Source organism: Oligoflexus tunisiensis, assembly GCF_001748245.1.
Classification (GTDB): domain Bacteria; phylum Bdellovibrionota_B; class Oligoflexia; order Oligoflexales; family Oligoflexaceae; genus Oligoflexus; species Oligoflexus tunisiensis.
Genome location: NZ_BDFO01000001.1, coordinates 3,280,509 through 3,302,080 on the forward strand (window position 1 = coordinate 3,280,509; position 21,572 = coordinate 3,302,080).

A 21,572-nucleotide genomic window follows, 5' to 3' on the forward strand; every position below is an offset into this window, starting at 1 on the left:
CCTGCGGGGCAGAATGAAAGGACTGAGGTGGCCTGGCTGCATGTGGAATCGCTGCAGCTTGGCTGGAAGGATCAGTCCTATTACAACGAACGCTATTGACGGTCGTATAAAGAAAGATGCTGCGTTGGTCGGTCGCCTGCGCTACTCATTGGCCTGAAGCCAACTCCGCTGCTCGCCTCTCTCCCGCCTTGTCTCTTTCTTTATACGACCGTCAATAGTGGATTCCATCGAGGGAGATGACGGGGCATGGTTCCATCGAGGGAGATGACGGGGCATGGTTCCATCGAGGGAGATGACGGGGCATGGTTCCATCGAGGGAGATGACGGGGCATGGTTCCATTGAGGAAGACGACGCGTGGAGGCGAGAGGCGCCGAATCAATCTGATGATTCGACTTCCGCCAAATGCGCCCGGGCCCGCTTGATGGAATTATCGAGGTCATTAAACGCCCGCTCCACCAAAGTCTTGCGCTTATCCCAATCGGCACTGGACCCGGCCACCAGCTGATTCAGTTTGGTTCGGGCGATGGAACGATTGCCCGAGGCTGTCCGCAGGGATTCACGGAACGCCTTCTGCTTTTTGCCTTCCAGCTTGCTGACCTGAGACCTCAATTGGGCAATTTCATCGGCCGCAGCGCTCCAGCGCGTCTGCATGTCCGCTTCATAGATTTTCTGCTGCACGGTTTTTGGACCTGCAGGCTTTCTTGGTGCCACAGGCTCCGGTTCGGGTGGAGGCGGCGGTGGCGGCGCAGGTGTGAAAGCCGGTGTCGGCACGGGAGTCGGTTTTGGCACCGAAGTTTTACGCGGAAAAACCTTGGGCTTGCGGGGAGGAGGCTGTCCCTGCGAAGGCTGATCCTGCATGCCGGGTTGATCCTGAGGCGGCAGCTGTCCCTGAGGCAAAGGCTGACCATCGGGTAATGGTTGACCCTGGCCGCGCATGGGGGGCTGGTCGGGTGGCAGTTCCTGCGGCAGGGGCTGCCCTGGCATCGGGCGCGGTTGACCGGGCTGCTGCAGGTCTTCCTGAGGCTGACCCGGAATCTCCTGCGCATTCTGCATATGTTCACCCAGTGGCTGACCCGCGGCATTGGATTCGGTTGGAATCACCGTATCCTGCTGCACCACGCGCGGATCGCCCTGTTCCACCTCGCTGGATTCCTGAGCCCGCATGCGTTCGCTGAAGCAGCTCAACACAAGCAGGAGGATGACATAGGATTTGGTTAAATTCATGAATACTCCATTACGGGGCCCACAGGTTGGATCGGTCATTTATTTTTTGGCTTGAGAGCTGGGGACCCGCAGGGCGGCCAGCGCTTCATCCGCCGCTTTTTGCCCTGTTTTTGCTGCTTCGTCAACGGATTCTGTGCCAGCCAGTGCTCTTTGGATCATGATACGCATGCCATCCCAGGCGGCTCGCATTTCCACCTGCGGGGGCATGGGGCGCGCGAAGTGAGCCGCTTCCATGCTTTGCTTCAGCAGGGGAAGAGTCTTGAGAGCCGGATCCTGTCGGGCTTCCACGGTGGCTGGAATGCTCGCGAGCTGCTGCGCGATTCTTTTTTGGATCGTCGCGGAAGCCAGAAATTCCATAAATTTGCGAATGGCCTCCAAACGTGGGCCTTTGGCTGTGGCATTGATGTAAAGAAAACGGCCGCCCATCATGGGCGTCAAACGCTGCCCTGTTTCGCTGAGAACGGGCAAGGGCGCGATGGCAAGATCGTCGCCGATTCTGTCATGAAGGTTGTTCAATTCCCAATCGCCACTGATATGAAAGAGCGCGCGCTTGGAAAGGAAAAGACTTTTCGCACAATCGAAGTCACATTCCGAAGGCGTGATTTTCCATTTGTCGCGGAGATCGATCAGATACTGCAGACCCTTGCGGGTGGCGTCGGTGTTGATCGTGACTTCATAGGTCTCTTTTTTCTCGACCAGGGGCCAGCCGCCGAAGCCTCCCATGAACGGAATGAACCAGAAGGGTTCGGTCATATAAAACGCCAGTCCATAGCGCCTGGCTTTGGGATCCTGATAAGCCTGGGCCAATTCAATAAGTTCCTTGGTCGTTTGCGGGGGTTTCTTGACCTGGGATTTGCGATAGTAGAGCAGCAAATGCGCGCCTTCACTCAAAGGCATGCCCCAGGTTTTGCCGTCCACCGCGGTCATGCGCAAGGATGTTTCGGTGAATTTCATTTTTCCCAGGAAGGCTTCGACGGGTTGAACGACGCCGGCTCGTGAAAAAACACCCGCAACATCATTGGGACCATAGACGATATCAGCGCCATCACCCGTGGCCGCCGAACGCAGGAATTTGGTTCGCAGCGTCTCATTCTCATAATGTTGGCGGATGATGCGGATTTTGGGATTATTTTTTTGAAAGACGGTGATCCATTTGTCAATTTCCTGACCCACAGAAGGCGGGTCCTGCTCCCACAGGCTCAGGGTCACACGATCAGCCCCGTGCAAGGGCTTCATGAGGAGTAGGAAAATGAAGACATGGAAAAATGGTCGCATGACAAACCCCCACCATGAGCGTTTCATCATAGAAAGTCCTGCATTTGATGTCAACGCTTGAAGGCTCCAGAGCGGCCGTAATGCCTGCGTCCTGAGGCCTTGTCGGGCCTGAGCCTTTCACCCTTATTGCGTCCTAGTCCGGCTGGATCAGTTGCGACAGTAGCTCGAACGAGCGCAATCGATCCTCATGCGCGTAGAGGTCAGACGTGATGATGAGTTCGTCGGCCCCCGTGCGCGCGATCAATTGCTGCAATCCTTCAGCAACTTTTCGGGGACCACCGATCACCATGGTGGATGTCATCTGCCGGACCGCCTGCTCCTCCTGTGGCGTCCAAAGGCCCTGCATGCTTTCCACGGGTGGCGGCGAAGGTTTGAGGTTGCCACGGATCAGACTCAAAAGTCTTCGATAAAGACTCGTGGCCAGATAATGAGCCCGCTCATCGGTATCCGCGGCGACCGCAGCCACGCCGACCATCACTTTGGGCTTCTTAAGATAACGGGACGGACGAAATTCCGCTTGATACAAACGGATCGCTGGAATCATTTCCTGGGGGGCGAAGTGCCCCGCAAAGGCATACGGACGGCCGAGTGCAGCCGCCAGTCGCGCACTGTAATGACTGGAGCCGAGGATCCAAAGCGGAATTTCCAGGCCGGCACCGGGAATGGCCTTCACTCTTTGTCCGGGCTGCGCCGGTGCGAAATAAAAGAGCAGCTCCTCGATCAGATCGGCGAAATCCACGGGAAACGCTGCGGCCTCCTTGCGTAACGCCCGCATGGTGGTCTGATCCGTTCCAGGCGCACGGCCGAGTCCAAGATCAATGCGTCCAGGATAAAGCGTCTCCAGCGTTCCGAACTGCTCGGCGACCATCAAAGGCGCGTGATTGGGCAGCATGATGCCACCGGAACCGACGCGAATGGTTTGCGTATGCGCGGCGACAAAGCCGATGAGCACAGCCGTGGCTGAGCTGGCTATGCCCTCGAGATTGTGATGTTCGGCCAGCCAATAACGGGAGTAGCCCCACTTTTCTGCATGCTGCGCCAGATCCCGTGTTGCAGCGAAGGCATCGGCGATCGTTTTACCTTCCGCATACATGGCGAGATCCAGCACGGAAAAAGGTGTTTTCAAACTCATGTCATTCCGCCCTTTCTGATGGGCTCAGGCCATCGGTCCTGGGCTGGAGTTTACGCTAATCAGCGCAAATTTTTGAAGCCCCAAATCCGCTCAGGCGTGCGTGGGCCGTATCACCCCTCCGGATTCCCTGGGCAGATCGGACATGCCGCGTTCCGTGGACCAGCCGGTTTTCAATCCGACCACAAAGATGGCCAGCCCGAGAATGCCAATCGCAAAAATGGTATCCCCGATCACCCGCAACCAGCGCAGCGTATCGAGCAGAGGAGCCTGCATGAACTCAGCGGAGCGGGCATACCAGTAGCCTTGGTCGAAGGCCGCCAGGGTCTGCAGAAATCCAATGGGCAGCGGACTGAGCAGAACCATGAGGCCCAGTCCGATATTGATCGACCAGAGCGAATATTTGATCAGCCCGTTTTTCCAGATTTGGCGACCGGCGAGGCCCTTGAGGACGAAGAGCATCAAGCCAATGCCGAGCATGCCGTACACTCCGAAAAGAGCCGAGTGGCCATGCACCGCGGTGGTATTCAAACCTTGCATGTAATAAAGCGCGATCGGTGGATTGATCAGGAATCCGAAAATGCCGGCGCCCACCAGGTTCCAGAAGGCGACCGAGATGAAACAATAGATGGGCCAGCGATAGGCTCGCACCCAGGGTGCCGCCCGACCGAGGCGCAGGTTATGCCAGGCTTCGAAGCCAATGAGCACCAGAGGCACGACTTCCAGCGCGCTGAATGTAGCTCCGATCGCCAGCACGGCGGTCGGTGTGCCGGAAAAATAAAGGTGATGAAAGGTTCCGAGGATGCCGCCGGCCAGGAAAATAATGGTCGAAAACAGAACAGTCTGCGTGGCCATCCGCACCCCGAGCAGATTCATCCGCACAAAGAGAAAGGCGATCACGACGGTGGCAAAGACTTCAAAGAAGCCTTCGACCCATAGATGCACGACCCACCAGCGCCAGTATTCAATCACAGCGAGATTGCTGTGGCGGCCCCACATCAGACCGGCCAGATAAAAGAGGGCAATGGCTGCCGATGAAATCAGAAAGAGGGCCAGAAGATGCCGGCCTTCCTTGTCCTGACGGAAGGCGGGCCAGATCGCACGTGACATGAGGAAGAGCCAAAGGAAAAGGCCAACCGAGAGAAAGATTTGCCAGAAGCGGCCGAGGTCCACATATTCGTAACCCTGATGGCCTAGCCAGAAGTTGGTGGCATGATCCATTTTCTGCATGACACCGAACCATTGACCGGCCAGCGATCCCACCACGATGATGAGAAGACAGAGAAAGAGGAAGTTGACGCCCAACTTTTGCCCCTTGGGTTCATGACCGGAAACCGCAGGCGCTACAAAAAGCCCCGTGGCCAGCCATGAGGAGGCAATCCAGAAAATGCCCAGCTGCAAATGCCAGGTGCGGGTCACGGAATAGGGAAGAATTTCGGCCAGGGGAATTCCGTAAAGTGCGGTGCCTTCCACACCGTAATGCGCTGTGACAATACCGAGAACAATCTGCACCACGATCATCGCGATCACGACCCAGAAATATTTTAAGGTGGCCTGCATGGAAGGGGTGGGGGAGAGGGCCATCAGGGGGTCCTGCTTGGGCAGTTTCGCCGGATCGATGGTTTCATTGTTGTGGCTGGCATAATAAGCGGAAAGTGCCCCGATGCCGGCCAGCAGAAGGATCACGCTGAAACCGGTCCAAAGCAGAAGCGAGGCCGCCGGTTCATTGCCGACCAGCTTATCGGCGGGCCAATTGTTGGTGTAGGTAATCGTATGATCGGGACGCTGGGTGACGGCAGCCCATGACGTCCAGAAAAAGAAGGCATTCAGCGCGGCCATGCGGTCCGGTTGCAGGATAGTGGCCTCTTTCATCGCATAGGCTTCGCGCAGCTGAGCCATCGACGGGTCGCCGGTAAAAATACGGGAATAATACTCGGAGTTGGCCTGCAAAGCCGCCCTGCGATCGTCCGAGATGGTGATGGCTCCGGTTTCCGGATTGTAGGTGTTGGTCCGCAGTTCACGCTTCAGGCGTTCATTCAGCAGAACCTTGTCATCGGGCTTGAGCGCATCGAAGCTGACTCCCCCGAAGGACGCCTGCGCCCAATGATTCAAAATAAAAACCGCCTCCCGATGCAGCCAGTCCGCGGACCAATCCGGAGCATGATAGGAACCATGCCCCCAGATGGAACCAAGCTCCTGGCCACCTGTGGATTGCCAGACCTCTTGGCCTCTCCGAATATCATCGCCGGTCAGTACCACCTGGCCGCTGGCGGTCACCACCTGCTCCGGCACGGGTGGCGCCTGACGATAGATCTCATAACCGTAGTAGCCGAGGACGGCAAAAGACAGAATGATGACGGCCGCTAAACTGATCCATAACGCGCGTGTTCCTTGCATAATCTCCCCTCACCAGGCTGAATCGTTCAGCCTGGGTTGCAATATACAAACCAAGGCCGAGCCTGGTAAAAAAGGGGGAGACCCCTTGTTTACATGGCCGCCTTGGAATTTTGCAGTTCCTGGGCATGATGCAGGTGCGCGGCGACGGTGCTGCGCGTTTTTGTGAGCAGTGTTTTCAGTTCCTCGGCCTTGGCGTTGGGGACGAGCTGGGTATCAATGGTATCCAGCACCGTCTGATGCATGGTGACCTGCTCATTGATATAGGCCTTTTCAAAGTCAGCGCCTTTTTTCCCTTTCAGGCGACTGTCGCTACTTTTGGCTGCCGCTTCCAATTGATCCCGCAGAGCGCTCGACTGTTCCTTGACTTTCATGCTGGCATTCAACTGCTGCACCTCTTCCAGGGACTTGCTGTGGTCGGTGACCATCTGTTTGGCGAAGTCCACCACGTCCTTGGTTTTTGCGGTTTTTTGGGCCGATTTTCCTTGGCGAATTTCGGCGTTATTGGCCACCATGAGGACGGTGGTGATCTGGGAATCCGAGAGCTGTTGCACCGGTGTTTGACCGGGATTCTGGCCGGGTTTGGTCGCCAGGTTGGATGCGCTCGGTGAGGTTTCCGGCATCGTGCCTTGCGCAAAGGCTGCCGAAGCTCCTGTAATGAAGCCGCTGAGGATCAAGGCTTTTCCCAAGGTGGTCCGGTTCATGAGGTATTCCTTTATGAGTAAGTAATATCGAAACGAGGGCTTTCTTTTACAAAAGCTGTGCCACGCATCCTTTCGAGGCAGGGCCTTGGTTCCGCCTTGCAGGCCGCGGGAACCTGTTGCATGTTTACGTCTGCATTGTAGGCCGGGACCTGCACTGGGCAAGTCAACCATATCAGAATGGAGTTCAGATGAGTCTGGAGTATCGCACGCTGGAATCGACGCCGATTCATGAAATCCATCAGGGCTTTCTGGACGCTTTTTCCGATTATATTGTGGATATTCGCATGCCCCTGCCCGCCTTCAAGGAAGTCAATGAACTGCGGGCCGTGGATTATGGGCTCAGCATGGGAGCCTTTGCGGGCCATCGGCTGGTGGGTTTCACACTGAATGGGCAGGATCAATGGCAAGGCAAACGCACCGCTTACGATGCCGGAACGGGTGTAATTCCCGCCTGGCGAGGCCGGGGCATAAGCCGGGCCATCATGGAGAGCTGCTTTTCTGTCCTGGAGGCGCAGGGTTTTGAGAGCTATCTTCTGGAGGTGATCACCAGCAATGAGAAGGCGATCAAACTTTATGAAAGCCTGGGTTTTCGCACGATCCGGCGCCTGGACTGTCTGATGCTGAGAGGCCCGGCGCAGCTGGAGGCGGCCGACATGGATGTGTCCGTGGTGGATGTCGCCAAGGAACAGATCGCACTTTTGGAAGACGCCTGCCTCGCCGATGCCGAGCAGGCCTTCGCACCGTCCTGGCAGAATTCATGGAACACGATCAAGCGCCGTCCGGATCTGTTTCGGCTGGTGGCCTGTCTGGAACGCGGAACATGCCTTGGCTATGGTGTGATCAGTGCCGGACGCGGCGGCATCGCACAACTGTGGGTTCGGAGCGACAGACGACGGCAGGGCCTGGGCTCGCGCCTTCTGCGTGAGCTGATCGCACGCAGCCCCGGGCAGAAGACTTACTCATGGGTGAATATTGATGCACGGGCCGTGGAGACTTTGGACTTTCTGAAAACGGTGGGTTTTGCGGAGCAGCTGGTTCAGTTGGAAATGATGCGGGACCTGATCTCCTGACATCCCAGGGCCTCCTTTTTGATTGTGGGATTAACCTTCGTTTCGGTGACAAACATGAAGGGAAGTTGCAGAATAAGATCGTGCACAACGAACATTGTCACACGAAAATCAATGCAACGTTGCTCTGGTATTCGCACAAATCAGAGGCTTTGAGCTGAAACGGCAACCACATATGCTGGTTCCAACTGGTCCCGTATGGCCAGAATCCTCCCGTCTGCTGTCATCATTCGAAGGCCTCTGGTCCGTGCCTGTGCAACCAGGAATCGATCACCAGGGTCGTTGTGAAAATCGACGGGCAAGGAATGATAAGCAATAACATCGCTAGCAGTGATATCAAGCTGGGCGGCTCTCAGACGTGTCAGGGCTTGATCCCAAAAAGTTGGAAGTTCCACCGACAGCTTTATCCTCTCTTTCCCGACGAGGTATCCTATTTCCCATAAGGTGATGACGCTGAGACAAATCTCCCTGCGGCGGCTTGCCTTTTCGATCTCGCTCTGTGCTGACTCCGTAAGCCGCGGATCACCTTGCGAAAGCCACAGGAGAATATGCGTATCCAGCAGCAGCGCTTTATTTCCTGATTTTTTCGCCATCGGCTTCAATTTCTCCCCAGGCATCATCGTTCAGCTCAAGATCAGCTCCAGCGGGATACGACACCAAGTCCCGCATGAATCCAGCCAGCTTAGGTTTTTCCTGCTTTTCGACCGGAATGAGTCGCGCACACGCTTTTCCGTGCCGCATGATCACGATTTCAACTCCTTCGCATTCCACAAGCTTCACGAGTTCACTGAATTCATTTTTTGCTTCGCCTAGCGGCTTCTTGATTACATCACTCATTGGCACCCCCCATCTTTAGCTTAGCTAGATTATGGTCTTTATCGGTAAAAGTCAAAATAAATTTAGTCATTTTTTAAATTATCTAGTTTTTTAACAGCCTAAATTTAAATAGGCCATTTTATGGTTAAAAAACGACCACACTCAGCTCAAATTTCAGCAATATGCTGGGGTTTTTCGATCAGACGAACGATTCCTAATGATTTCAGATGCTTATTTCAGCGTGCATTCCTGGGGAATGTTCTGTTTTTAGATCACCAGCTGCGGGTGATAGAAGCAGGAACGATCAGGCGGGAGGGCTGTCTAACCGTGGGATGCTGAGGCGCTTACGGCCTATTTGCCTTCCTTCAAACTCATCCACAACTTATGGCTATACCTCGAGGAAATGACCCTATGCCATTACCGAAGAATAGCGTCAGGATTCTGAAATTTCAGCTGGCCAAAGTTCAGTAAAGCTTTCTTAACCATTCCCGATCCCAATCACGTGGCCACTTTTGAGCCTGGGCTGTCGCATCTTAAGGTTTGAATTGAAGCTTATTCACGTGCAGTCAAGGATGGCGCTTAACATGAAGAAGTATCATATGCCTGACGAGCTTTGGACTCGTATGGAGTCTCTTGTCCCAACGGTTGTAGTTAGTCCTAAAGGCGGAAGACCACCCATCCGCAGACTTCGCCGAATCGCTGATGGTATATTCTACAAACTCAGAACCGGTTGCCAGTGGAATGCCATGCCTCCTTGTTTTGGCTCAAGCAGCACTGTCCACCGATATTTTCAGAAGTGGGTCTGACAGGGTATCTTTTCCAAACTCTGGGTGCTGGCTTTGGAAGAATATGAAGATCTGAGGGGCATCAAATGGAATCATCAATCCATCGATGCCACGAATATAAAGGCTCCGCTTGGAAGGGAAAAAGGCAATGGCGTGCCTATTGGCTTTGCTCTTTCTGCGGCTAATATCCATGACAGCATACTGACGTTCAGGACAATCGATTCGATACCACTCCATCGTCCAAGAACAAAGGTTCGACGACGACAGCATTTTCATGCGGACAAAGGTTACGACCAAAAGAAGACATGGGCTCGCGTGAGGCAGTTGTCTTTCGCAATCATAGCCCTCAGGTATTCAGGAGTTTTGGATGTATCATAAGTAATTAATTTTACTACCTAATTGTTTCTAAATTAGCCTTGGTATACGTTTGAATACACTAAACCGGAATAACTCCAGATCATAGATTACACGTTTGCCGATAAAGGAGAGGCCATCAGGGATGCCCGTAAATATCTTATTTAGGAAGCGGATAAATGCACTGCAAAATCCTTATCTTGCTTTGGTCCATAGCTTTGTTCAGCTGCAGTTTTAATGATGAAGAAGTTTCAGGCGACCCAGAAAAGGACGCTGAAGCCAAGATAAGGGCAGAAGCTGAAGTGGAAACCCAAAGACTTTCGGTTGAAATGACAGCCATCAGATCAGAGTTGAAATTGATCTCTCAAGATAACTCCTGCTCTTCCAATGAGAGTTGTAGGCTGGTTTGGGTAGGAAGTAGCGGTTGCAATCCAACATATTTTGAAGTCTTTTCAAGTGAATCAGTACGCTTCCCAGAAGTGGCTGTCCTGAAGGAGAAATACGCTGGGCTGGAGCGGGAAATAGGAAAATACGTGAGTCCCGTTATTGGTACCTGCCACAAGCTTCCGGATCCAGAGTTCAAATGTATCGAAGACAAGTGTACGGTCGAGTGCACAGAAAAATTTTGTGAGGGGCAGCGGCTTCCATAAGGACCTTCCCAAACCTTGCGATACTTCATTCGCTACGATAGCGCACTTGTGCGTCGCGAGCTCCATTTCTAACTCCTCTCAGTATTGGCTGACAAGGTTTTGGGATAGGCCTTTAATCCTGAAAGATAGTCGATTCTTCCACGAAACGCCTTTAATATGATCAGATAGCAGCAAAGTTTCTCATGTAGGCTTGATACTAATACATGGACGTGGAGATTTTATGGCAACTGGACAGCCTTTTGAAGGTTTTTTTACTGACACGTTTCCGTCGAAGCTGATCTTGCTCCCCAACTAATAAGGTTGAAAGATGCATTCAGGATAACTTTGTAGCGAAAAATATCGCTCAATCATCTTCCTCAAATCGGAGTTAAGTATATTTCTTCTATCTCAAAGGATGACTACTGGGAGTGTATTCCAGATAAAGCTTCCTATTACGTTGAAGCCAATTCATTTGTCGCTGAAACTACGGCGACATTTTACAAAGATGACAGCAAAGAAAAGACAGACGTGATCTTCCTCGAAAAGGATTGCGAAAACCAGCTAATAAACCTCATCAGAATTTGCAAAAACGATGGGTGGGATTGCAGTTTACGGCAAGAGGATGCTCTTGAAGAATTTCGATCTTGGTATATGGCACAATCAAGAAGAAGTGAACGCACTTGGCTGTTGCAGTGACGCAAAAATTTTCCGGAAGAAAGATCCTTCTTCCAGGAAGCGGACTAAATCGCCCAATCAAAATCACCGCCATGTGGGCAACGGCCCTCTCTGAGTACACTAATCGATAGCCGACCGCAACGGAGGTGAAATCCTCAGAGGAAGGAACTTCGAAATCACCCTTCGGTTGCACCACCAACTTGCTCCCGCGCCATTCAACTTTTCAAAGCCGCGACGATGCCGTAGATGGCCAGAAACAGCAGAATCAAAACAGTCAGAAAAGGGCTCGCAATCAGAATGATGCCGACCACGATCGCCCCGAGCAGCATGGCAATGATGCCACCGACGATCAGGGCGCTGATCTGAAAGAACTGGCGGGTTCTGCTGGCGTTTTCCTGATGCAGCCAGGCTTTGATAGTCTGGCCCAGGTTTTCAAGTTTTTTTCTCATGCTTCCTACGCAGGGCCTCCTTTGCTTTGCGTTTGAAAACCGACTCCCGACTCTGCTCTTCCGTAATGTGGCGATGGCGGGCTTTGAGCAGATCACTCCGCGTGATGATACCCAGCAGTTTTCCCGCATCCTTCGTATCCACCACCATCACGCGACCGACTCCTTCAACGGACATCCTTTCGGCGACCGTCTTGCAGGATTCATCGGGAAAGGCGACGATCAGACTCCGTTTCGGCGCGAGATCCGTGGCCTTGTCTTCCCAATCCTCGGGCTGAATATTGAGAAGATCCGAGGCGGTGACAATTCCGCAAAGCTGCCCGGTGTCATCGACGATGGGATAGCCCCGATGCTTGCGGTGACTTTCACGGAACATGGCGCTGAGTTGCTTCAGTGAACTTAGCGCCGAAACCGTTTCGGGATCACGGGTCATCACGTCCTTGGCGCGCAATTGCTCCAAGGGATCCACGGTGTATTCACGGAAAAGGTCAAAGCCACGGCGAGCCACTTTTTCCGTCAGGATGGAACGCTTCATCACCAGAACGGTAAAACCATAGGCACTGAAGCTGGCCACCAAAAGTATGGGCAGAGCATGAATACTCTCCGTCAGCTCAAGAGCAAACACCACAGCCGTTAAAGGCGAGCGCATCATGCCCCCCATGATTCCGGTCATGCCGACCAAGGGCCACAGGGATGCGGGTCCTGGCAGCAAGGGCGCGCAGACGACACCCATGCCGGCGCCCATCATGAGGAGCGGAGCCAGGACCCCACCTGAGGTGCCGGATGCGAGCGCCACCGCCCAGACCAGCGCCTTGATTCCAAGAAAGGTTGCAGCGGTGGCAGGGGTTCCCTCACCGCGCAAAAAACTTTCGATCACTTCATAACCAACACCCAGAACCCGCGGCTCGAAGTAGCCGCCAATGCCCACCACCAGACCGCCGAGAGCGGGCCACCAGCTCCAGTGAAAGGGCAGGCTATGAAACGCATCCTCCAATCGATAAAGGACCGTACTCAGCATCCACGATACCAAACCCGCGGCGATGCCTACGGGGACAGCGGCCGCCAGTTCACTCGTGGTCAGCATTGTGAGGGGCGGGAGCGGGAATAAAGGCAGAGGGTCGTCCATCACCCAGGGACGCAGAGCCGAAGCCACAAGACAGGCCGTGGCCACAGGGATGAGACTGCGCGGGCGCCATTCAAAGAGCAGGAGTTCAACCGCCAGGAGAACAGCAGCCATGGGCGTTCCAAAAATGACGGTCATGCCCGCCGAGGCCCCGGCGACAAGCAGGGTTTTTCGCTCCGCCGAGGTCAGGGAAAAAATCTGGCCGAGAATGGATCCAAAGGCTCCTCCCGTCATGATAATGGGACCTTCCGCACCGAAAGGACCACCAGAACCAATGGAAATGGCTGATGACAAAGGTTTGAGGATGGCGACCTTGGGCTTCATAATGCTCTTGCCGAAAAGTATCGCCTCCAGAGCTTCCGGGATTCCATGGCCGCGAATGCGCTCGGATCCATAACGCGCCATGAGGCCAATGATGAGCCCACCGACCACCGGGACGAGGATGGTCCACGCACCATAAGTCAGAGCGGGGCTTCGCGTCTCAAAACTCCAGGTGTGGAAGAAGAAAAGATTGGTGACTAGGCCGATAAGGCGAAGTAGAAGCCAGCCCAGAACGCTGCTCATGGCTCCGATGGGGATCGCAAGGAGAATAAGGATCACCAGCCGTCGATTGACAGCAAAATCACCTCGGGTTGTCACGTTCTTCACTATTCCTGTCTCCCTCTTCAAAAAACATGGCACTCTCGGTGCCTGAAAATCCGGCTTCTTCCACCAGACGATGGAGCAGCCTGGCCAGCTGATCGCGCTCCCCTTCGGGCAGCCGTTCCACAGCGGCAATCAATTCTTCCTGAGCCGTTCGCGGCTGGATGCGTAAAAGGTCGCGACCTTTTTCACTCACCTGGACTTCCATCCTGCGACCATCCTGGGGCGATGGCTTTTTGATCACGAGGCCGTTGTCCGCAAGACGCGAAACCACAACGGAGACCGAGCTGATGTGGGTCAAGGTCATGGCGGCAAGTTCGGACATGGAAACGGCGGTCTTCGACTCGGATAATTTCTGCAGAACAAAAAGTTGGGCGCTGCTGAGCCCCAGCTGGGATTCAGAATGACGTGAGGAAATGCGGAGGGCCTGAACTATGCGGCGTACTGAATTCAGAACGGATAAGCCGGAATGGTGAGTCATGGTCCCCTCCACAATTATTTGGGTGCCCAAGCAATATTGTGGCAGATGGACCAGGTTTCAAGTCCTATTTTTCAGTCTTTCGCAGCCTTCCAGAACATGTGTACGTCATGAATGATTTGATTGGACACCAGCTCCCTCGCACTGGCGTGGAACCAGTCGGTCGGCATGGTCTCCTGATAATCCGTCTCCAGAAACCGCGGATCCATGAGCACGATGACACCGCGCTCTCCGGCATCGCGGACGATGCGGCCGGCGGCCTGTATGGAGCGCGTCATGGCGGGGTAGGTGTAGGTATAGGGGCGGCCTCGGCGGTATTTTTTCTCCAGGTAATCCTGCATCAGATGCCGTTCGAAATTCGCCGTGGGCAGGGCTGGCCCGACGATGAAGACGTTGTGAATGCCGCGTCCTTTGAAGTCGATTCCCTCCGCCAGTGAACCGCCTTGCACGGCCAGGATCAGAAGCACACCCTGATGATCCCGCAGGACTTGCCAAAGCTCATGCAGGGCTTCGGTTCCCATGGCATTGTTCTGGGTGAAAAGAGTCCAGTCCGGTTCCAGGGCCTTCAGCTCAGTCTGAACCCGCCGCAGAAAACCATAGCTTGAAAAAAAGACCAGACTCGGCCCGGGTTTGACGGCCACCACCTTTTGAATGATCTGAGCGATGCGTGCGTAATGCCGTTCGCGTTCCCGCAGGCTGGTTTGCACCTGGGGGATGATCAGAATCTTTTTGTGCTCACGCGGAAACGGCGAACTCAATTCCACACAGACGGTTTCCTCGGCATCAAAACCGCAGATGTCGCGATAGAAGGCAAATGGTTTCAAGGTCGCAGAGAACGCGATGACCCCACTGAAATGATCCAGCATGGGGCGGATGAAACCGGACGGATCGAGGCACAGGGCCTTGATGATGGTGTCACCGCCTTCCTGTTTATAAAGAATCGGCACCGCATCCCGCGGCTGTTCCAGCATTTGATCCAGTGCGGTGAGAGCCATGTGGAATTCAAACAGAGGATCCTCGGCCGTCGGCAGACCATGCTCCCCCCAGCGTTCCACCATGCCTTTCAAACTTTCCGCCAGTAGATTTTTCACAGCCTTGCCATCGATCTCGATAAGGGACTCACTCTGCACCGGGCGCACAGCTGCGAAAAGTGCCGTAGCCTTGCGAACCAGAGCCGGTGGCAGCGCAGGATGCTGGAGGGTCGAGAGACGAATTTCCACGGAGTAAGCATCACGCACACGCTCATGAAGATTGTGCGCCTCGTCGATGACGAGCACGGGATCGGGTAGGGGAAGAATCGGATCCCCATAGCGGCTCAGGAAGTTGGCGTAAGGGGAAAAGATATAGTTGTAATCACAGATCACAAGGTCGGCTTCGCGAATGCGTTCCATGGATATTTCATAAGGGCAGATCTCAAAACTCTGGCTGAGCTTTTGAAAGTAGCGGCGGTCCCAAAGATTTTTCTTTTTATCCCGCGGCGCCAGCGCATGGGCTTCCACCTTGCTGTGATAATCCTTCGCGAAAGGACAAAGACTTTCATGGCAGTTGACTTCAGTCTGCCGGCACGCCTTGGCCCTGGAGGTCAGGACCAGAACCTTAAGACCCATACGCTGCTGTTGAAAGATGCTGACGAGATCAATGGCCGCCTGAAATTGACTGTTTTTCGGCGCGATATAGACCACAGGCGCGCCGCGCTCCAGGGCAAAGGTCAGAGCCGGGACCAGCACACCTGCGGTCTTGCCGAGTCCTGTGGGCGCCTGGAGCAGAAGATGCTGATCGTTTTCCAAAGCGCTTTTGACGCCTTCCATCAACTGCAACTGGGAGGCACGGGGCTCGCGAAAGGGAAAGAAAATTTTCCGCGCCAGCTTCTGCCGATTTTTCTGAATGCTGCGCAAACGCTTGTATTCGGCCACGATCTGTTCACCGCGCGCCTTGACCCAGGCCTGCATGTGATCGGCATCGAAAGGGACCGGCAGCAGCTCCTCCCGCAGGCTTTGCATGCAGACCAGCCGGAGTCTCAGCTCCGGCACCTGGCCACTTTTCAGCCAATGAAAATAACCGTAGATCTGGATCTGCAGCAGATAAGGATGCTCATGCGCCTCCTTGAGTTCCTTTTGCAGGGACTCCAGGCGATGGGTGGATTTAATCTCCTCAAGCAGCGGCGTTTCATGATTAAAAAAACCATCACAGCGTCCGCGGATATGCAGATGCACCGACCCTTCCTTAAAGGAGTGATGCAAGGGATACTCCGCCTGGTATTGAGCATCCGCCTCCCGCAGACGTCCCTGAATCTGCACGTGAATCTCCTGACCGAAATCCAGGGGCAGAAGGCCCGGGCCGGATCCGGACGTCAGACTGCCTTCTCTGCGCAAGGGCACAGCAAATTCACGCACACCGATGGGGAGTCGACTCATAGTGATCCTGTTAGAGGAGCCAGGCGCTCAACTCATCCTGATTGAACACGAGACCGGGCCGGATACATATCCGAATCTGATCCCCGCGCCGCAGACCTTTGCGCAGCTCGCTGTAAAGTATCGTCAGGCGGTCATGCATCGGAAGATCGACACTCTGAAGCCGTTCCTCGCGGCTCTTGCGCCAGTTTTCAGGCACTGCGGGTTCATCCTTCGATGTCAGCATCGAAGGCACACCATTCCGCATGCTCAGGCGATAAAACGGCGACGCCTCATCACGAAACTGCCAGAGAATTTCACATTCCATCAGACGCAGAAGCCAGCGCGCTCTATGCCTCTGCCGAAGGGCATGCAGCATTGTACTCTGCATAAGAGCCGCCGCCTGTTCCGGGGTGGCCTCTTCCGCTTCCTCCAGCGCGTCCTCTTCCGCATCATCCTCTTCCTCCAGATCCTCGCTTTCCTGCTCCTCTCGCGAGGCTTCCCAAAGGTTCTGGGCCCAAAGACGCCAGGCTTCCCAATCGGGCTGCCTGTTGCCGAAGATTAAGAGTTTGGCCTCATCCCAGAGATCAGCCGTGAAGAAAGCATCCACCCAGCGTTTGGTCGGCTGGGCTTCCGGTTTCATGGCGGCCCCTGAGAGGGAAAGCAGCCACTGAAAATTCCATATCGATAGAAACGGCCCCCAAGGTTGCCAGCCCCAAAGTGGGCGTTCCATTTCGGATGGCAGAAGCCAGTCATTCAAACGAAAACTGTGCACGCGCCGTTCATCGGTTTTCAAGAGGCGATTGTAAGGAGGATCGATGCGTTTGATCTCATCACTCTCCAGAAACAGAGCCTCCAGCTCGGTGCTCACCACCCGATACTGAAAATCCACGGCTCGCGTCAGCATTTCATTGAGACGACTGCCCTTGGTTTTTTGCCCACGGAAATAGGAATTCAGGCGATGCTTCAAACTGCTCGCCTTGCCGACATAAAGTATGCGTTCCGCCTGATCCAGGAAATAGTAAACCCCGGGCGCATCGGGCAGAGCCAGACGCTTTTGCCGAATCGCTGGATCCTTTAAAGGCAGAGTCGTGGCCGGCTTCTCCGCCTGCGAGCCTTCCTCGACCATGTATTTCCAGATGTAAGCGGTGGCGATCAGGTGATCCCGCGACCGTTTCTTGTCCCCGAGCGAATAACCCGCATAGCCTGCGACAGCCCGCAGACTATAGGATTTCAAATGCGGCATCATCCTGCGGGCCAGATCATAGGTGCAGGCCATGCGTTCGTGGATGCTCGTCCAGAGTGCATCGGATTCCTTCAGCCCGGCATCCGCGAGGGCTTTGAAAAGAAATGGGCGCTTGAAGCGGGCATAATGCACGAGGATCGGCAGACCTTCATGCTCGCGCAGAAAGGCGCTGAGTTCCGCACTCAGGGCTTCATAGGATATCGCCGGCTCCGCCTCCCAGGTGCTCGCGGCCAGGCCGGTCAGTTTTTGAATGCGCCGGCTCAGGGCCCCGGATTCCCTCAGCTCCACGAGGCGCACCTGCCAGTCCACGGTCATAGGATCCGCGGAGGCTTGATAGACACCCCAACCGGCTTCAATAATATCGCTGGTCTCGGGATTGGTGCCCGTGGTTTGAACATCAAAGAGAATGAATTTCTGCGTAGAAAAGGGCACGGAGCCTCCCACCAAAAGCTTAGATTCGCCTGTTTTGGGAGGGGGAGGCAAGCTGCCATATGGGCGTTAAAGACCACGACCCCGCAAGCGGCGGCGGGAGGAGAGGGCCGTGGCGGCGGGAGGAGCCTTCTCTTGGCGACCAAGGCCACAGCCCCGCAAGGGGCCTCGGGGCGAGCCCTTCTAGCTCCTTTGCCAGTACTTGCGAACGTCGATGGCAACGGCCGTGATAATGATGAGTCCCTTCACAATAAACTGAAGGTTGGGGTTCATGCCGATAAAGGTCAGACCATAATTGATCACAGAAAAGATCAGCACACCGGCCAGGACACCCGGCACCGTGCCGATGCCGCCACTGGTCGAGACACCACCGACGACGCAGGCGGCAATGGCATCGAGTTCATACATCTCACCATAGTTGCTCTTGGCTCCACCGGAGCGCGCCGCTTCCAGCACACCTGCAAGAGCCGCAAGCCCGCTGGCCATGGCATAGATCCGAACCAGGGTGCCGTTCACATTGATACCGGACACGCGCGCCGCCTCGCGGTTGCCGCCGATCGCATACATGCTCTTGCCGGTCAGGGTTTTATTGAACAGAATCCAGGCCCAGCCCAGAACCAGCGCGGCGATGATCACGATAATGGGCATAGTCAGGAAGGAGCCCGAACCGAGTTCCGTAAAATCGGGCCGCAGGCCGCCGATCGGCTGCGAGTTGTTGGGCTCCTGATCAAAGTAAATCAGGTTCACGCCATAGACGATCACCATGCTGCCCAGGGTGGCAATAAAAGGCGGGATTCTCAGACGGGCGACGGCCAGACCATTGAGGGCCCCAATCCCCGCCCCGATGATCACAGCCAGAAGAATGGGCACCAAAAGGGGCCATTGCTCCAATTCGGGATAAAAGCGCCGCGGATAGTCCTGAATCTGCAGCAGTGAGGCCGCCAGTACAGCCGCGAGACCCACCACACGACCTGCGGAAAGATCCACGCCGCCGCTGATCAGCACCATGGCGCTGCCGAGAGCAAGGATGAGCTTGGTTGATGAACTCAGCAGAATGTTGCGCAAGCTGCCGAAGGAAAGAAAATTCGGGTCCTGAATGGAAATGCCGGCCACCAGCAGCGCCAGCACCACATAGATGGCGTTATCGATCAGAAAGCTCAGCACTCTTTTTTGAAACGTGTTCATCATCAACCAGGTTCCTTGAATTGTGTCGCCAGTCGCAGGATTTTTTCTTCAGTCGCCTCGTGACCCGGGATGATGCCCGCCACGCGGCCTTCACACATCACGAGGATGCGATCGGATAGACCGATCAGCTCGGCCATTTCCGAGGAAATTACAATCACACTCTTGCCTTGTTTGGCGAGTTCCATGATCATGCCATAGATTTCCGCCTTGGCTCCCACATCAATGCCGCGGGTCGGCTCATCGAGCAGCAAAAGCTCGGGCTTCGTCAGGAGCCAGCGGGCCAGAAGCACCTTCTGCTGATTGCCACCCGAAAGATTTTTAATCGCTGCGGCCCGCGACGGGGTCTTGATGCGCAGGTCCTTGATGCTGCGTTCCGTATCCTCAATGCGCCGCGCTTCCCGAATCAGACCAAGAGGCCCCCGGTAGCTCCGCTGATGCGCAATCACCGTATTTTCCAGCACCGACCAGACGGGGAAAATGCCGGTCACCCGGCGCTCCTCAGTCAGCAGCGCCAGGCCATGAGCGATGGCATCCTGCGGCGAATGGATAAAAATCTCGCGGCCGCGACAGAGATATTGTCCGGTGGCTTTCGGCCTGAGGCCGAAGATCGTTTCCAATAGCTCCGTCCGCTGCGAGCCCACCAGCCCGCCGATCCCAAGGATTTCGCCTTTCTTTACGGCAAACGAGACATCCTGCAGGCGCCCGGCCGGGGGCGAACTGAGATTCTGAACTTCGAAAAAAACATCAGCCGGGGCATTCACCTTGGGAGGAAAACGCTGATCCAGAGTCCGGCCCACCATGCTGGTAATCATCTTATCGATGGTCAGCTCCGCGGCCGGCCAGGTCCCGACCTTGCGGCCATCGCGCAGGATGGTGACCTCATCGGAGATGCGCAGGATTTCCTCCATCTTGTGCGAAATATAGATGACCGCGACCCCGCGCTTTTTCAGATCCTTGATGATCGCAAAGAGCCGCTCCGCCTCGGGTCCTGTGAGCGAGGACGTGGGTTCGTCCATGATGATGACCTTGGACTGATAGGACACGGCCTTGGCAATTTCAATGAGCTGAATTTTGGAGACCGACAGCGCGCCGATCCGCACGCGCGGATCAATATCCATATCCAGGTCACGGAAGAGTTTGGCCGTGGCCTCATACATGTCCGCGTCGGAAACCCAGGAAAGGGGTCCCAGCTTTTTGAGGGGAAAACGCCCGAGCCAGACATTTTCCATGACGCTCCGATCCGGAATAGGATGCAATTCCTGATGGATCATGGAAACGCCCAGGTCCAGGGCGTTTTTCGGTTCCTTCAGCACCACCGGGTGGCCGTCCAGTACGATAGTCCCGCGATCCGGCTGGTAAAGACCGAAGAGGCACTTCATCAGAGTGGACTTGCCAGCCCCATTTTCTCCCATCAGCGCATGCACGCTGCCGGGCCGCACACTCAATGTCACATCATCCAGGCTTTTCACCCCGGGAAAAACCTTGGTGATGCCCTTCATTTCCAAAACATATCCACTCATGATGATGAGCCTCGTCGTGCGGGTTACATGGCGACCTGGCGATTCTCCTTCGTGATCTTTTGATAGGGGATCCAAACATACTTGCCATCGGTCAGCTCATAACCGATGGTCGCCTTGTCCGGAGTCTTGCCCTGGGCCAGGGCATGAGCCAGCGCGAAGGTTGCCTTGCCCTGGTTCTGCGCATCATTCAGGACGGTGCCCAGCATGGTGCCGTTCTCAAGGGCTTGCAGCGCCGCGGCTGTGGCATCCACACCGACCACGGGCATATACTTTTTATCCTTGAAATAGCCGACAGCCTTGAGCGCTTCAATGGCGCCGAGGGCCATATCATCGTTATTGGCCAGGACGAGTTCGATCTTATCGCCGTGGGCTCCGAGGAAAGCTGCCATCTTCTCCTGGCCGCGCACCCGGTCCCACATCGCGGTATCCTGAGCCAGTTTCTCGGTTTTCAGTCCTGCGTCTTCAATCGCCTTGATCGAAAATTTGGTGCGCAGTTCGGCATCCTGATGCCCGGGTTCACCGGTGAGCATCACATACTGAACGATACCGTCCTTGTTTTTATCGGCTGTGGGGTTGGCCTTCCAATAATCGACCACGATCTGACCGGAAAGCGTGCCCGATTCCTCGGCCTTGGCGCCGACATAGTAAGCCTTATCCCATTTCTTAAGATCCTCGGGCATGGGCTCGCGGTTGAAGAACACGATTGGAATGTTGGCGGCCTTCGCCTTGTCGATCAGAACACCGGCCGCCGTGCGGTCGACCGGATTGATGGCCAGAGCGCTGACTTTTTTTGCAATAAAGAGATCGACCTTTTCCGACTGGACCGGCTGCTGGTTGGCGCTATCGACAAACTCGATCTTCGCCTTGCCTTCGGCGGCGGTGCTCATCGCCGATCTGACTCCGGACATAAAGGTATCATCATACTTATAGATGGCGCTGCCGATCACAATATCCGAGCCCGCCTTCTTTTTTGTGCAGCCTGCGTGGAACGAAACGGCCAGGGCGAGAATGGCAAATGGAACCTGTTTCATGAGGATCTCCTGTATCCAAGATTCACTAG

19 protein-coding genes are annotated in these 21,572 nt (G+C 55.0%); 3 read left to right on the plus strand and 16 right to left on the minus strand.

Annotated features, from left to right (window positions below; translation table 11 throughout):
* Positions 1-376: 376 nt before the first annotated feature.
* The 5 genes from OLTU_RS13760 to OLTU_RS13780 form a co-directional block, all read right to left on the minus strand.
* Positions 377-1,225, minus strand: a complete 849-nt coding sequence (locus tag OLTU_RS13760) for a hypothetical protein (RefSeq protein WP_141733342.1) — start codon at positions 1,223-1,225, stop codon at positions 377-379.
* Positions 1,226-1,264: 39 nt separating this feature from the next.
* Complete coding sequence (locus OLTU_RS13765; RefSeq protein ID WP_218110028.1) at positions 1,265-2,461, minus strand: extracellular solute-binding protein; 1,197 nt, start codon at positions 2,459-2,461, stop codon at positions 1,265-1,267.
* 172 nt (positions 2,462-2,633) lie between these two features.
* Entirely contained in the window at positions 2,634-3,632 is a 999-nt protein-coding gene (locus tag OLTU_RS13770; RefSeq protein ID WP_141733344.1) for an LLM class flavin-dependent oxidoreductase, read from the minus strand.
* Positions 3,633-3,722: 90 nt separating this feature from the next.
* Positions 3,723-6,026 (minus strand): nitric-oxide reductase large subunit, encoded by a 2,304-nt coding sequence (locus OLTU_RS13775; protein ID WP_141733345.1) that lies wholly within the window; start codon positions 6,024-6,026, stop codon positions 3,723-3,725.
* 89 nt (positions 6,027-6,115) lie between these two features.
* Positions 6,116-6,727 carry a DUF4142 domain-containing protein gene (locus OLTU_RS13780; protein WP_176736608.1) on the minus strand — a complete coding sequence of 204 codons (612 nt, stop codon included), beginning with the start codon at positions 6,725-6,727 and terminating at the stop codon, positions 6,116-6,118.
* A gap of 188 nt (positions 6,728-6,915) precedes the next feature.
* On the opposite strand from OLTU_RS13780, the gene OLTU_RS13785 reads away from it, so the two are divergent.
* Positions 6,916-7,797 carry a GNAT family N-acetyltransferase gene (locus OLTU_RS13785; protein WP_141733347.1) on the plus strand — a complete coding sequence of 294 codons (882 nt, stop codon included), beginning with the start codon at positions 6,916-6,918 and terminating at the stop codon, positions 7,795-7,797.
* 140 nt (positions 7,798-7,937) lie between these two features.
* Here the strand turns inward: OLTU_RS13785 and OLTU_RS13790 are convergent, their stop codons facing one another.
* Positions 7,938-8,387, minus strand: coding sequence for a type II toxin-antitoxin system VapC family toxin (locus tag OLTU_RS13790; protein ID WP_176736609.1), 450 nt, complete (start codon positions 8,385-8,387; stop codon positions 7,938-7,940).
* Complete coding sequence (locus OLTU_RS13795; RefSeq protein WP_141733349.1) at positions 8,365-8,631, minus strand: type II toxin-antitoxin system Phd/YefM family antitoxin; 267 nt, start codon at positions 8,629-8,631, stop codon at positions 8,365-8,367. The genes OLTU_RS13790 and OLTU_RS13795 overlap by 23 nt, the downstream gene beginning before the upstream one ends.
* A gap of 602 nt (positions 8,632-9,233) precedes the next feature.
* On the opposite strand from OLTU_RS13795, the gene OLTU_RS33190 reads away from it, so the two are divergent.
* Positions 9,234-9,416, plus strand: coding sequence for a transposase (locus OLTU_RS33190; RefSeq protein WP_369696382.1), 183 nt, complete (start codon positions 9,234-9,236; stop codon positions 9,414-9,416).
* Here the strand turns inward: OLTU_RS33190 and OLTU_RS32335 are convergent.
* On the minus strand, positions 9,375-9,632 hold the full coding sequence (locus tag OLTU_RS32335) for a hypothetical protein (protein WP_218110029.1): 258 nt from the start codon (positions 9,630-9,632) through the stop codon (positions 9,375-9,377). The genes OLTU_RS33190 and OLTU_RS32335 overlap by 42 nt on opposite strands.
* Positions 9,633-9,928: 296 nt before the next feature.
* On the opposite strand from OLTU_RS32335, the gene OLTU_RS13805 reads away from it, so the two are divergent.
* Positions 9,929-10,399 carry a hypothetical protein gene (locus OLTU_RS13805; RefSeq protein WP_141733351.1) on the plus strand — a complete coding sequence of 157 codons (471 nt, stop codon included), beginning with the start codon at positions 9,929-9,931 and terminating at the stop codon, positions 10,397-10,399.
* An 869-nt stretch (positions 10,400-11,268) separates the two neighbouring features.
* Here the strand turns inward: OLTU_RS13805 and OLTU_RS13810 are convergent.
* The 8 genes from OLTU_RS13810 to OLTU_RS13845 all read right to left on the minus strand — a co-directional run bounded on the left by OLTU_RS13810 (position 11,269) and on the right by OLTU_RS13845 (position 21,543).
* The gene (locus OLTU_RS13810) at positions 11,269-11,502 is read right to left on the minus strand and encodes a hypothetical protein (protein ID WP_141733352.1); all 234 of its coding nucleotides are present in this window, start codon (positions 11,500-11,502) and stop codon (positions 11,269-11,271) included.
* The gene (locus OLTU_RS13815; protein ID WP_218110030.1) at positions 11,486-13,270 is read right to left on the minus strand and encodes a chloride channel protein; all 1,785 of its coding nucleotides are present in this window, start codon (positions 13,268-13,270) and stop codon (positions 11,486-11,488) included. Before OLTU_RS13815 ends, OLTU_RS13810 begins: the two co-directional genes overlap by 17 nt.
* Positions 13,245-13,745 carry a MarR family winged helix-turn-helix transcriptional regulator gene (locus OLTU_RS13820; RefSeq protein WP_218110031.1) on the minus strand — a complete coding sequence of 167 codons (501 nt, stop codon included), beginning with the start codon at positions 13,743-13,745 and terminating at the stop codon, positions 13,245-13,247. The genes OLTU_RS13815 and OLTU_RS13820 overlap by 26 nt, the downstream gene beginning before the upstream one ends.
* A 71-nt stretch (positions 13,746-13,816) precedes the next feature.
* Positions 13,817-16,156, minus strand: a complete 2,340-nt coding sequence (locus OLTU_RS13825) for an ATP-dependent DNA helicase (RefSeq protein WP_141733353.1) — start codon at positions 16,154-16,156, stop codon at positions 13,817-13,819.
* Between the two features lie 10 nt (positions 16,157-16,166).
* Positions 16,167-17,810 (minus strand): GIY-YIG nuclease family protein, encoded by a 1,644-nt coding sequence (locus OLTU_RS13830; protein WP_141733354.1) that lies wholly within the window; start codon positions 17,808-17,810, stop codon positions 16,167-16,169.
* A 180-nt stretch (positions 17,811-17,990) separates the two neighbouring features.
* Entirely contained in the window at positions 17,991-18,992 is a 1,002-nt protein-coding gene (gene mglC / locus OLTU_RS13835) for a galactose/methyl galactoside ABC transporter permease MglC (RefSeq protein WP_141736791.1), read from the minus strand.
* Positions 18,993-18,994: 2 nt separating this feature from the next.
* Entirely contained in the window at positions 18,995-20,512 is a 1,518-nt protein-coding gene (locus tag OLTU_RS13840) for a sugar ABC transporter ATP-binding protein (RefSeq protein WP_141733355.1), read from the minus strand.
* Between the two features lie 23 nt (positions 20,513-20,535).
* Positions 20,536-21,543 carry a galactose ABC transporter substrate-binding protein gene (locus OLTU_RS13845; RefSeq protein ID WP_141733356.1) on the minus strand — a complete coding sequence of 336 codons (1,008 nt, stop codon included), beginning with the start codon at positions 21,541-21,543 and terminating at the stop codon, positions 20,536-20,538.
* Between the last annotated feature and the right edge of the window lie 29 nt (positions 21,544-21,572).